The sequence below is a fragment of the Vibrio sp. 10N.222.52.C3 genome (assembly GCF_041474195.1).
In the GTDB taxonomy this organism is placed as follows: Bacteria; Pseudomonadota; Gammaproteobacteria; order Enterobacterales; family Vibrionaceae; genus Vibrio; species Vibrio crassostreae_C.
Window position 1 is genome coordinate 1 of record NZ_JBFRTQ010000114.1, and the last position, 13332, is coordinate 13332.

Annotated in this window: 7 protein-coding genes and 1 pseudogene; 6 read left to right on the plus strand and 2 right to left on the minus strand. The window is 49.0% G+C overall.

Annotated features, from left to right (window positions below):
* Nucleotides 1-533: 533 nt before the first annotated feature.
* Nucleotides 534-1460: a WYL domain-containing protein gene (locus tag AB4517_RS17160; RefSeq protein ID WP_372148886.1), complete on the minus strand. Its 927-nt coding sequence runs from the start codon at nt 1458-1460 to the stop codon at nt 534-536.
* Nucleotides 1461-1550: 90 nt separating this feature from the next.
* Between AB4517_RS17160 and AB4517_RS17165 the strand changes: the two genes are divergently transcribed.
* From AB4517_RS17165 to ltrA, 3 genes and pseudogenes are all read left to right on the plus strand, one after another.
* Nucleotides 1551-6221 carry a hypothetical protein gene (locus AB4517_RS17165; protein WP_372148889.1) on the plus strand — a complete coding sequence of 1557 codons (4671 nt, stop codon included), beginning with the start codon at nt 1551-1553 and terminating at the stop codon, nt 6219-6221.
* A gap of 43 nt (nt 6222-6264) precedes the next feature.
* Nucleotides 6265-8496 carry a hypothetical protein gene (locus tag AB4517_RS17170; protein WP_372148892.1) on the plus strand — a complete coding sequence of 744 codons (2232 nt, stop codon included), beginning with the start codon at nt 6265-6267 and terminating at the stop codon, nt 8494-8496.
* 899 nt (nt 8497-9395) lie between these two features.
* Nucleotides 9396-10869 (plus strand): annotated as a pseudogene (ltrA, locus tag AB4517_RS17175) (group II intron reverse transcriptase/maturase).
* A 287-nt stretch (nt 10870-11156) separates the two neighbouring features.
* On the opposite strand, the gene AB4517_RS17180 reads toward ltrA, so the two are convergent.
* Entirely contained in the window at nt 11157-11378 is a 222-nt protein-coding gene (locus AB4517_RS17180) for a helix-turn-helix domain-containing protein (RefSeq protein ID WP_372148895.1), read from the minus strand.
* A 111-nt stretch (nt 11379-11489) separates the two neighbouring features.
* On the opposite strand from AB4517_RS17180, the gene AB4517_RS17185 reads away from it, so the two are divergent.
* From AB4517_RS17185 to AB4517_RS17195, 3 genes are read left to right on the plus strand one after another with little or no spacing between them, the layout of a single operon-like run.
* Entirely contained in the window at nt 11490-11726 is a 237-nt protein-coding gene (locus tag AB4517_RS17185; protein ID WP_371724480.1) for a hypothetical protein, read from the plus strand.
* Nucleotides 11719-12939 (plus strand): Arm DNA-binding domain-containing protein, encoded by a 1221-nt coding sequence (locus AB4517_RS17190; protein WP_372148898.1) that lies wholly within the window; start codon nt 11719-11721, stop codon nt 12937-12939. The genes AB4517_RS17185 and AB4517_RS17190 overlap by 8 nt, the downstream gene beginning before the upstream one ends.
* A complete protein-coding gene (locus AB4517_RS17195) occupies nt 12936-13247 on the plus strand; it encodes a hypothetical protein (RefSeq protein ID WP_061018163.1) in 312 nt (103 codons plus the stop codon). Before AB4517_RS17190 ends, AB4517_RS17195 begins: the two co-directional genes overlap by 4 nt.
* The last annotated feature ends 85 nt before the right edge of the window (nt 13248-13332 follow it).

The window sequence follows — 13332 nt, forward strand, 5'->3', positions numbered from 1 at the left end:
GGTTCGAGTCCAGTAGCGGGCACCAAATTCGTTCTTTATGAACCAGCAAAAAGCCCACCTAGTGTGGGCTTTTTTGTGTCTGTAATATTTACATAGTTATTCATTTCGTATCAGCCTCAATAGTTTTGTCTCAGCTGACTCTTGTCTGGTTAGGCACAATTAGTTCCTTTCGTGCCCATGCTGTGCCCAGGTTCAACTAACACGGCTAGTTTAGGCTGCCGCTACGCTCTCACCACTAAGAACTTAAATCTCAGCATAATCTTGGGCAAAAGTGAGTTACGAACTAGAGAGTACTCTGATTTTTCGGATTACTTCTAGTATTGCATCATTCGCTCCGCCTACATGTAGTTGGAGATACCCCCTTATCCACTACACTTTTTCCAGCAGCAAACGAAATAATCAAGTAACTAATGTGACGAGTGGTTAGCAACATTATGTTTAGATAGCTCCAGTACTTTTCGGCTCACTGTTAGCCATACTTAGACCTAGATAATGTTTATTAACGTCTACAAAAATCGAAACTCTCTTATGTGTTAGACAGGTTTCAGGCTGATATGCGTATTTTTATCTGAAGTGTCAAAGCCTGGCGCTAAGCACATGGACGTCAGACTGGCCAGCTCATAGCGATTAGCTAGGTGCAGTGGAAACTGCACCGCAGGTAGTGCAGCTTCGGCCGAACAATCGACACGCCATTCTTGCAGGCAATACCCGGCCATAGCTGCGCTGATACGTAGATTCAAAACTGGTTTGTTTTCCAAGCCGAGATCCAGCCGGATGGCCTCTGGCTGATGATGATTCGGGTGAGGGACCAAAGTTAGAACCACTTCGGTAAGCCACTCACTGTCCACAGGAAGTGGCGACGGGATCGGAACAGTGTCAACTACCTGTTTGAACCTGCTGAGCCTAAACACACGGAACTCACCTGACTCACCGGCTGAAAAGTCAAAGGCTCGGCAGTACCAATTACCCAAACTGTTGAAAAAGTGGGTTGGGGCTAAAAGGCGCTCACACGCACCTGAGCTCAGCGATAAGTACTGAACGGTAACCGCAGAGCTACGGCATGCAGCCGATGTCAGCGTACGTACTTGTTCCGGATCCAACGCAGGTGCAATTCCTGCGGGTAAGTTGGCAGGAACAAGCGGCGACGATATGTATCGTGTTATTAAACCGGTTGAGATTAAGTCCAAGCCCGCCAGGGGATCATGCGAGAACACCGGAATATAGCCAGATTCGGCGACATAGAGCTTTTCTGAGTGCTTGTAAGTCAGATTGTGAGGCCAGCGGCGGACATACTCGCCAAAAGTGCGCGATGCGGTAGCCACACTGATTTGTGCAAACTCCATCAGGTCATTCCGGCTAACCTGCCCGCAGAACGCCAAGTAGAAATCAACACAGCGCAGATTTCTTTCCATGCTAGTCGACATCTGGTTCTCCATAAATTCTTGAAATAATTGCATCATATTCCAAATGACACTCATCTTCAATGGTTTACAGTATCAAATGATTCGAATAAAATGTTGGTACCGTACTAAAATTGAGCAGGTTTACCCATGAAGTGGACGATTGAAGAAGATTTAAAACTCCTAACCATTGTTCGCCAACGCTTTCCGGAGTTGGTCAAGCACACCCGACTGGATGCAGGCATGGCCTTTAGCCAACAGTTGAATATCGACTTCAATTCGCCACACCGCGATGCAGCAGCGCTGTTATTTCGCCTTGAGGGTGCCAAGATCCTGGCCAAGGCTAGCCGCCCAACGGGTGACGCCAACAAACAACGCTTTTGCTGCCTGCTCGCGGACGACCTGGCGCTGTATGACTACAGCGTCACACTGCCTACGCTGAAGCGGGCGCTGAACCCTCAGACTGTTAATGCGGTACTACACCACTTTTCTGTGAGCGACCCGCATCAGCCGCTTTCCGATACGATCGGAGAGATCTCTGCAACCTTATTCTTGGTGCCGATGCAGGTGGAAAAAGTGCTTATCGAGCACAACCAGCTGGTCATTAATCGCTATCGCCAGTGTGATCGAGCTGAAGCTGCGCGAGCTAGCCTCGGCCTTAGCGACCTGATCACCAAACAGACTCCGGCCGCCAAGCTCGTCGACGACATCAATAAATGTCGCGCTCGAGCCTCAAAGCTATACCATGTGCACGAGCGTGACGGCGCAGAGGTGCTCTTCAGCTCTGACGGCACCGGATTTGGTAAGAGCTACGGCGTGATCCAGGGTTACGTTGAGTACATCGAACGCTTCGCAGAAACCCAGGCTTCTGACTACCTGTTCCCAGAGGGTGGCTTCGCCAATCTGCTGTTCATGTCGCCACAGAAGTCGCAAATCGACCTCGAACGTAGTCAAAAAAACAAAATTCTGGCCGCCGGCGGTGAGTTCATCTGCGTACTGGCACGCAAGGACATCGCTGACCTCGACTTCGTGGACTGGGCCTCTGGCAAGAAAAACCGCAAACGCTATAACCAGTGGTACGAGGGAGCGAAGGATAGCTCTTACATCAAGTCCGCGATGCGCACACTCAACTACCTAATGATCCAAATCGACCGTTGTGAAGAGCAGATCGAGCGACTTTCTGCCTTCGGCACGTTAGACGCGATCCAAGACAAAGAGATGGCGGAAGATCAGCTCAAGAGCTACCGCAACAGCCTTCGTTCCACGATCGAGTCCGCCTGCAAGGCGCTGTTTGATGCCAGCAGCTCGGAAAATCCAATCCGTGACTATGTTGGCCGCGGCATTCAAGCTCGCCGCGAACGCCTGCACAAAACCGAACAAGTTGAGGCCGAGGGCAAGAATGCACCGAAGATGAGCGTGCACGAAGTCTACTTCGAGCTGATCAAGCAAGTATTGCCATTCGAGGTCTGTAAGTTCCGCCCTTCTGTACTGCTAATGACCACCAACAAGTTCGACACATCGACCTACCGTCTGGCGCCGCGTCAGCGGGGTGAAGGAATGCGCTTTGAGTCGGTGGGCTTCGACCTGCTGATTGGTGGCAAGGTGAAGCCGGAAAAGCCACAGATCAGCACCGTTGCTGCTGAAAGTCACGCGGTGCAGGTCGACTATCTGCGTAACGAACACTTCAAGAGCAACCCGGATTGCCCGTTCCGCCGCAACAACATTCGCTTCACCGTGGTGGTAGACGAACTGCACGAAGCCTATACCCGCCTCGAAGACAGCTGCCATGTCAAACTAGTCAAACAGGAAAACAACCTGGCGCATGTGCTCTCGGTCACCGGGCGCATCTACAACGCGGTTCTTAGTTTAGAGCGCCGGGAAAAACCTCACGAAGAGCAAACTACCTTCGAGCAGGAGAAGGTCAAGTTCATCACGGCCTTGCGCGAGCTGCTTGCCGACAAGTGCGAGCTGTCACCAGGAACGACTCTGGGCTCTGTACTGGAAATGTTCCGTGACCAGCTGGGTGCGTTTGAAGTTAATGGTGACGCTGCGGAGCGCATCATCTCAATCACCCGCAATGTCTTCAGCTTCAATGCCAAGATGTACGTCAACGAAGAGGGGCTAAAGCGCATCCGAATGCGCAACAGCGAAGACGACGTCACCCGCACGGAGCTGTATTACGAGGTCGAGGGCGACACCACCGACGCTAACCCCACACTGCACGATCTGTTCCAGCTGATCTCAGCTATCTTGGCTGCCTGCGCCCAGATCACTAACCGCCATTTCAAGCGCTGGGTGAAGAACGGTGGCCAGGATAACGCTAGTAGCCAGAACACCCCTCTGGGCCAGTTTGTCGATGCCGCCAACAACGTTGCCGGTGAAGTGCGCCACATCTTTGACCGCACTACCGATGAAAACTTGCTGATTGACCATTTCTACACCTATCTGCAGCCGAAGACTGTGTTCACCATGACTCCGGTGACCGAGCTGAACTACGTGAACAAGGGGGCAGAGCGCACTGTGATCCTGGCCTTCGAGATGGATCTGGTGAAAGAGTTACCTGAAGCGATGCTGCTACGCCTACTGACTGGCACTGAGAATAAGGTGATCGGCCTGAGTGCCACCAGTGGCTTTAGCCACACCAAAAACGGTAATTTCAGCCGTCACTTTCTGCAGCGTTACGCCCGCGACCTGGGCTATCGTGTGGTCGAGCGCGAACCTGCAGACATCAGCATGCTCAAGGAGCTTCGCGAACTGCGAGCCCGTATTCGCGATGCTCACTTCAAGGTCTTTGATGCTGAGCTACCGGTACTGACCGATACTTACCAGTGCTGCGAGACCTTCCGAGCGGTGTACGACGACATCTTCAGCGCTCTGCGTGAACCACTGGAGTACGCTCTGAGCAACCCCTACAAGCGGCGCCAGCACTGCCGTGAACTGGAAGCGCTGCTTCTCGCCGCCTACGAAGGCAAAAACAGCCTAATCTTGTCGCTCTCCGGCGGTTTCAAAAACGCTTTCGCTCGCGCCTACCGCCAGCATCAGACCGCATGGCGCAAGCAGTACGGCATGAGTTCCAAGTGTGACGAAAAGCATGAGAAGCAACATGACCAGATCCTGACCTTTACCCCGTTTCAGGGACGTCACACGATCCATCTGGTGTTCTTTGACTCGCCGCTGGCCAATGTAGAGGATATCAAGCGGGAAACCTATGTCAGGGACGACAATAGCGTGCTGGTGTTCATGAGCACCTACAACAGCGCGGGTACCGGCCTCAACTACTTCGTCAAGTACCATGATGGCGACATCGAAGATGCAAATGTGCCGCGCCTGGACGTCGACTTCCAGCACCTAGTGCTGATCAACTCATCGTTCTACAGCGAGGTGATGGGCAACGGTGCCAACCTCAACAGTCTGCCCAACTACGTCAGCGTGCTAAAGCACCTGGCCGATGACATCGCCGGTCACCAGATGGCCGACTTTAGTGTCAACTTTGCGCAAGGAGACAACTATCGCCTGCTGATGGCCGAGCATGGCATGAGCTTGTTTAAGGTGATTGTCCAGGCGGTGGGGCGGGTCGAGCGCCGTGATACCTTGCTGAACACTAAGATCTTCCTTCCCAGTGACGTTATGCACAACGTGGCGTTCCAGTTTGCGGGATTAAGCGAGGACGCTGGCAACGAGGTGGTGCTGGAGAGCATGTCCCTGCTCAACTACCGTCTCAAGGAGTTCTGTGAAGAGCTTAGCCGAAATCATTCTTTCGACAGCGCGGAGTTGCGCCGTACGTTTGAACAGTCAGTATTGAACGATGGCCGCCGGATCGACGCTGTCCACAAACGTGTCCTGAAGAGCGATTGGATGAACCGTGTGCGTGGTGGTGGCTTTGAATACCTAGATCTGTGCAACCTGTTCCGTGATCGTGACTCTTTCGCCAACCCTGAGCGCTGGCTGGAGAAGTTGCAAGCCCATCCCCAGTATGCCGTCAACCGTCAAATGCAGTCGATCCATGACAAGTTGTTCATCTCGCGCCGCCAGGGCAATCAGCCTATCTTGTTGTGTCATAAGCGCGGCCCTGATGGACTGGCCCATCCTGACTACTCGGCCTTGTCCGACTTTGCCGGCGGAGCTCGTGAGTACCGCCCTGAGCTGACCATCTTCCCGCAGTACAGCAAGGACGTCGACTTCACCCCAGGAAACCTGGTGGGAGAGCTGATGCGAGAATGTGCCGACATCCAGAAAACGGCGTTTGCCAAGGTGGTACCGCACCCTAAGCTGGTGCCACTACTCAAAGGCAATGTTGGCGAATACTTGTTTGACAGGGTGTTGGCTCATTACGGGGTGCTGCCGCTCGACGACATGCAAGTCTTTGAGAGACTAGAGCCGTTGGTGTACGAATTCTTCGACCGCTTTATCGAGGTAGGTGATGATCTGGTCTGTGTTGACGTCAAGCGTTGGGCAACCAAGCTGGACGATTTGACGCGGGCGGAAGACACCCTAGAGAAGAGCGATAACAAGATCCGTCAGATCCGTGACATCGCCAGCCAAGCTGCAGACCTAGATGGTCAAGAGCAAGTGCGGGCGGCGTTGGCCGGTCGCTACCAGCGCATCAAATTTGTCTACCTGAACGCGGCCTACAGCCAGAACCCGAACAACCTGATGTGGCAAGATAATGTGGATCATACCATCCACTATCTAAATCTGCTTCAGGCCGACCACCAATATTATCAGCCGCTGGATCGCGAGCGTCTACGACGTCAGGACAAGTCCAAGCTGGACACTACTATGCACATCAACCCGATGCTGGACACCCTGCTCGGACGGTAACCTACAAATAACCGGCGGCCTGCGGGCCGCCTTGAGGATAATAATGTTCCCCAATCTACAAAAACTGACCGATACCCCGATTGCTCGCACTAACCTGATCCAGCTTGAAGAGGTGCCGTTGGCCACCATTCGCCGCTTGCTAGCGCCTGTCTCTGATCTGTACGTGATCGATTTTGGATTGCAGCGTTTCAACAAGGAGCGAAAAGAGAAGAGCCGAGACTATCACGCACGCGTTCATCGTGAGGTCAAGGTGCAACTTCGGCAGACGCTGGGGCTAGATGCCAAAGACGACGTGAAGTATGAGTTGCACCGCCTCCCCAGCGGCCAGCACGTCTATTTTTACCTGGCACCTTCCGCGGCTCGACACACGCCGGCTCACCAGTCGCTATCGACGCGTATTGAACAAGTATGTCAGCAACTGACTGCCAACGAGCAGAGCCTGGCACGCTTGATCCAGGGATTGTTCGGTCTGCACTTGAAGATGATACTTCTGGAACAAGCAGCTGACCGTTTCGCAGTGTGTCCCGTCTACTTCAACGCGGTGATGTACCTTAACGCTCGCCTGAGCCAACCGGTCACCAAGAAAAATGGTACTGGGGTGATGGAGGCTTTCGAACTTGATGTGTTTGCCTCAGAGGAGCGTGAGCTCGCGTTCACCTTGTACAAGCGCAAATTCCTGGTCGAGCCCGCTGAAGAGCTGCACTTGGTTCTGAATGATGACAAGGTATGGTTCAACACCGATAGTGGTCTGGTAAAAGCCCGACGCAAGCTCGATGCCCGTGACACTAAGCTGGAGTTTTTCCGCGAGCGCAGCGGCTATGGTGATTGTCAGGCCTACACCTACAATGTAGTGATGAATGCTGTGGTCGAACGTCTCATCGAACTAGAGATCCCCCACGCGCCAATACCATTCCAGGCTACCTACGAGGTCAATCAATTTGTAACCGACCTAGATCAGCAACTGGCCAATACTCTACTGGTAGTGAACAACGGCGTAGATTTCAGCGCCACGCAAGAGGCCTACTTCTTCAACGCTCTGGCCACGCAGCTGCCTGGGTACCAGCTGTGGCCCGTAGACTCGTTGGAGCAGGCGAAGAAAACCCGATTCTCCGAATTGCCGTCAAATACCTCGGTAATGGTGCTTAACCCGGTGGAAGATGATGCTAGTAACAGTATTCGCCAGCTCTGTGATGGTACTGCTGAACATGGCAACTTCTTTGCAGCGTATGACACAGACCGGAAGCAATCTGGTTTACGTTGGGACACTTACACCCAGCTCAAACTAGATCGTCTGCATGGGTGGTTGCAACAAGAACCACTACACGTGGCCCTGCAAGGCATGAACATAGATAGCAAGCTGCTTGAAGCTATCAACTATATCGATGAGCTGTCCAAAGCCAACCCAGAGCAATACAGTGCCGATCTGGCAAAGCCCAGAAGCCGCCTGAAGTCTGCGGTTAACTTGGTAAATAGCAAGATCTGTCGGACTAAGACTGAACTGTGGTTCAAAGAGAGCCTGCTCACACAGTGCCATATCCAGTTGCCGAACATCGCGACAGGGCGCTATACAGCGTTTGCAGTGCGCTCGACGGATAACGGCACCACGTTGCTTGGGCACGTCGAGTTGATGTCAGACGGTAACCAGCTGAGAGTGGCAAATACTGGGGTCACAGAGGGTGATCTGGAGTGGCTGGCTGTCGAGCATCCGGCACTGGCGAGGTTGAAGAAACTATTCAACAATAGTTTCTACCTTTATGACCACGCTGCGGATGTGCTGCTCACCACCTACAACAGTGCGCGGGTGCCGCGCCTGATCGGCCCAAGCCACCTAGACGTGGTGGACTTGTACTCCTTTCAGGAGCAGGAAAAGAAGCAGACCGAACGCGATGGGGGTAAGTTCAGCGATTACGCTATCACACGTTCGGCCAAGGTGGAGTTGAACGTGCTGCCCTATCTGATGTCGCCTGGTCGCTCGATTCACGATCCGCTGACTAAGTCGCAGAAGATGAAGCATCACCATACGTACCTGCAGCCGCATGACTACGGACTCTATGTCTTGGTAAGCGACTCTCAACCAGCAAACCCGTCAATGGCGCGGCCCAACCTGGTAGAGAACCTACTAATTTGGGATGCTAAGGGCGAACCTTTGGATGTGTTCACCAACCCACTAACCGGTGTCTACCTCAACTCTTTCACTCTTGATATGCTGAAAAGTAGTGACAGCAGCAAGAGTTCGATTTTTGCTAAGTTAGCTCGTCTGATGGTGGAGAATTAATACGGTTAAACCTTATTCAAGGCTGAGGGTATGGGGCTGACGCGTAGTAGCACTTTAAATAAAGTGGTCATGAAGATAAGTGATATTAAACTGTGTATCGATATGGGTGGCACTGAAATTTTAACGTAAATTAAACGGGCATATAGCCTTTACAAAATCAGGCTAAGTTAAACAGCCTAGTTTGGTGAAAACGCTATTATCACCCAAATGCCCACCCGACAAGGGCAGTCATTTAGACTACCTTTTGTATAAATCACATAGATTAAGTTAATCCGAATTAATTATTAATAATTAATTCGGATTATTTGTTCTAACTCACTTTGGGGCGTGCGACGTGAAGTCGTATGAAGCGCTGTTCACCGTTTAATGTGTGAACCATCTGTATCACCAGATGAACCTAAGGCTCTGAATAAAGTAGCGAGCCTGACAATGTAACGAAGGTTGGTCATAGACCAATCGGGATCAAAATCGTGAGAGGACGATCCTACTGATAACCACAATCGGGTGAGTGCTACGTAGTCAGCATGATGAACATAAGTGAATCCGCATAAGGTGCGTTATGTTATGAAACAGCGGAAGTGGTTAATGCGCTGTGGCCAAAAGGCACGAGAGTCGGAAAGGGATTGCCCCATGCTCTTTCGTGATCGTCGAACTCTCCGCACTATAGCGGGCATCTACACTGACACTGCGCAACATACGGAACACGGTAAGCCTGTATCACTCCCTCCGGGAAAGCCTTCGTGGCCGATAGTGATGCAGGTATAGGAGGTTGGAAAAAGCGAATGCTGCATTGTAACGATGCAGATACAGACTTGTGTCTGGTCACGAAAGTGAGCCCACTTCCGACTGGTCTCCCGTTGCGAGAGAATTTGAAGAACTTTATTCAAGGAGAAATGCAAATGATGATCTCAAAAGAGATTAGTGCCGCTCCTGACAGCGCTCAATGGCAGTCAATTGACTGGAAATCTGTTGAGGCGCATGTATTAAAGCTTCAGATGCGTATCGCAAAGGCAACGAGAGAAGGTAAACGTGGCAAAGCGAAAGCATTGCAATGGATACTGACTCACTCTCGTTCAGTAAAGCTTCTTGCTGTTAAACGAGTATCGCAAAACAAAGGCAGTAAAACGTCTGGAATAGACGGTGTCATTTGGAACACAGACACTCGTCGCATGAAAGCCGTGCATCAATTGAGTCGAAAGGCCTATCAAGCTAAACCACTCAAGCGTATCTATATCCCCAAAAAGAATGGCAAACTTCGACCATTGGGCATCCCATGCATGATAGACCGAGCGCAACAGGCACTTTATCTATTAGCATTAGAGCCTGTGTCTGAGAGTATTGCCGATCCTAACAGCTACGGTTTTAGACCAAGGCGCAGCACTGCTGACGCAATCGGACAGTGTTTTATCTGCTTAAGTCAGAAACGGTCAGCACAATGGGTTCTCGAAGGGGACATCAAAGCCTGTTTCGACAAAATAGGGCATCAATGGCTGATGGACAATATTGCTGTTGATAAACGTATGTTGGGACAATGGTTAAAGTCTGGCTTTGTAGACAAAGGGCTATTTCAAGACACCGATGAAGGCACGCCTCAAGGCGGGATTATATCCCCAACCTTGATGTTAATGACGCTCTCTGGTCTCGAACAGCAGATTAAGTCTACCGCTCTCAAAAAGGGGGCAAGAGCCAACTTTATTGGATACGCCGACGATTTCGTCGTCACTTGTGCTTCAAAGGAAGTATTAGAGAACGATATCAAACCGTTGATCGCTGATTTCTTAGCAGAAAGAGGCCTAACACTTTCCGAAGAGAAAACGCATATCACTCACATTAATGATGGCTTTGATTTCCTAGGTTTTAACCATAGGAAGTACAAAGAGAAATTGCTCATTAAACCGAGTAAATCGAACACGTTGATGTTCTTGAGTAATCTGCGTGAACTCGTCAAAAAAGCACGTAACCCTACCAGTGAATGATCTTATCAAACTGATAAATCCGAAACTTAGGGGGTGGTCGAACTACTACCGACACTGCGTTGCCAAACAAGTATTCGGATATGTAGGCCACAAGCTATTCCATACATTGTGGCACTGGGCAAAAAGACGCCATCCAACAAAGTCTAAAACTTGGATCGCCCTAAAATACTTCATCAACCGAAAAGGCCAGTGGCAGTTTCACGGTTGGCAGAAGATCATGGATATGGATTGCCAGTTCAATCTCTTCCAAATAGCCAAAGTGCCAATAGAAAGGCATGTGAAAATCCGAAGTGCAGCGACTCCATTTGACCCTCGATACCAAGAGTACTTGGTTAAAAGGAAGTCCAAAAGGCTAGCTCGTAACTCTTGGAACGAACCTGCTCCGACTGCTTTATAAGTTGCTGGGTATCAAACGATGCCTTCGTGGAGGCTTGAGCCTAGTGCAGTGAAAGTTGCACGCTGGGTTCTTAGGGAGACGGCACTTGGTAACAGGTGTCGTCCACCCGACAAAACTAAGCTAGCGATTTGCTGTATTCAATAAACTAGCAGTAACTGTACTATTAGGAGAGGGCTTCTTAACCTAAGATAAAGTCCTTATTCCAAACAATAGATCATCTGGAAGGGGAAATTGAAGTGGGATAGTTGAGAGATCGCTATGATCTAGATACGTATCTGACTTGGCTCTTATTCTGGTATGTACTCTATAAGCTCTTCGATCTTGCATTCGAAGAATTTACACAATTCATTCAAAGTGGTCGTTGTGGTTGTATAACCTTTGTTATTAGCAAGCTTTGACATCGCGGAGCTTTGAACTCCAACGGCTTCGGCAACTTCAGATAAAGTAATCTTACGTTTTTCGCGTAACGATTTAAATTCTACTAATTCTTTGATCTTATATTTAATCATATCTATATAATTATTTGGTATATAAATCGTCTTGATGGGACGAATTAATGGTTCTATAGTTTGTCTTGTCAGGACGAAAGTTATTCTTGGCTAGCAAATAAGGAGGTCATTATGGACCAAACATTATTGACTGCAAAAGAGCTCGCAAGTCGTATCAAATTTAGCGCCAACTATATTAACGCGACATTGCGAGACTCTCTTTTCATCGAAGGTACGCATTACATCCGACCTTTCAATGGTCGCAAAATTCTCTACATTTGGGAAGCTATTGAGCGGGATTTGTATCAATCTGCATCTCGAAATCAAAATATAATTCCAATGGCAGGAGGGCGTATCTGTTATGGGTAAAGTACGAGAACGAAATGGAAAACTATTTCTGGATTTTAGGTACAACGATATCCGATGCAGAGAACAGACTGCCTTACCTAATACCATTCAAAATACCAGGAAGTTGCAAAAGCTGCTTAATCAGATAGACGCAGACATAAGACTGGGGTCTTTCGTCTATAGAGATTACTTTCCAAGCTCAAGTAGAGCTGCTCTATTTCTTGAGGAGGACTGTAAGGCCGAAAAGGTAAAGCAAGAAATGTTGGGGAGTTATAAAAGTGCAATACACGAAGCACAAGGTACTTCTCTTATTTCATTAGAAGACTTTGCCGCTGAGTGGTATGAAGAAAACGAGAGTCGATGGAAAGAAAGCTATAAGGAGAGTATTCGTTTATACCTTTACAGATACCTTGTTCCACACTTTGGAAGTACTTCTATTGATCAGATCTCTAGGCCAGATATTTTGAAGTTCAGAGCCGAATTAGCTAAACCAAAATCGGGTAAAAAACTATCAGCAGAGTTTATTAATCACGTGATGACGCCATTAAGGATGATGCTGTCAGAAGCTGCAGATCGTTATGAATTTAGAACTCCGTTTGAAAACATTAAAGCGTTGAGAATTGATAGAAGAGACGTTCAGCCGTTTAGTATTGAGGAAGTAATGCATTTTCTCGACAAAATTAGGGATGATTACAAGACGTATTTCACCACACGCTTCTTTACTGGTATGCGGACTTCAGAGATTGATGGTTTGAAGTGGCAATACGTGGATTTCAATTTGAAGACAATTTCTGTTCGTGAAACTTATGTACATGGGAGAATGGATACAGTTAAGACGACAGGTTCTGCTAGAGATATTCAAATGAACTCTCATGTTTATGAGGCTTTGGAAAAGCAATTCAAGTTAACAGGGGAAGGAGAGTTCGTCTTTACAAATGCTTCAGGGAACCCTTTGGACAAAGGGAATGTCCGTGACCGAATTTGGAAGCCTGCGTTAAAAGAGATGGGGTTGAAGTATCGTCGCCCATACGAAACGCGCCATACTTATGCCACTCTGATGCTTGCCGCTGGTGAAGCCCCTGAGTGGATAGCTAGGCAAATGGGGCATACGACGACCAAGATGCTTTTTCAGACATACAGCCGTTTCGTACCTAATTTAACGCGGAATGATGGAAGTGCATTTGAACGTCTATTGAAAAAAGCTAATAGTGGTGGGTTAGGAGGTGATAAATGAAGTATTCTCCTTTGACAATCCATTGCACTAGTTTGTGCTTCGATGTGATTCAAGGGCAACATTTCAAAGCCATGTCACATCAGGATATTGATGAAAGCTATCAAGAAGTCTATTGTTTGGTAAGAGAAAGAACGTCATTACACCCAATGCATTATGTAAGAGAGCATAAGTTTGTGAGTGAGGTGGCGGAAGTTGTAGTAACGGTGCTTCATCACTGCTTGAATGAGCCTATAAAGCGGGATTCTGATTGGGTACTTGAAGTTATTGAAGCATCAATTGATAAGTCAATAAAACGATATGTAAATTGAATGCTTAGCTTTATTGCTCATAGCTCCTAGAAAGTCGATGTTCGCTCGAATCTAGGGGCTAAAATATTATTGTTACTTCTGCACG

Coding starts and splice junctions, on each gene's coding strand:
- AB4517_RS17180 (WP_372148895.1), bottom strand. CDS start 11,378: ATGATTAAATATAAGATCAAAGAATTAGTAGAATTTAAATCGTTACGC.
- AB4517_RS17165 (WP_372148889.1), top strand. CDS start 1,551: ATGAAGTGGACGATTGAAGAAGATTTAAAACTCCTAACCATTGTTCGC.
- AB4517_RS17185 (WP_371724480.1), top strand. CDS start 11,490: ATGGACCAAACATTATTGACTGCAAAAGAGCTCGCAAGTCGTATCAAA.
- AB4517_RS17160 (WP_372148886.1), bottom strand. CDS start 1,460: ATGATGCAATTATTTCAAGAATTTATGGAGAACCAGATGTCGACTAGC.
- AB4517_RS17190 (WP_372148898.1), top strand. CDS start 11,719: ATGGGTAAAGTACGAGAACGAAATGGAAAACTATTTCTGGATTTTAGG.
- AB4517_RS17195 (WP_061018163.1), top strand. CDS start 12,936: ATGAAGTATTCTCCTTTGACAATCCATTGCACTAGTTTGTGCTTCGAT.
- AB4517_RS17170 (WP_372148892.1), top strand. CDS start 6,265: ATGTTCCCCAATCTACAAAAACTGACCGATACCCCGATTGCTCGCACT.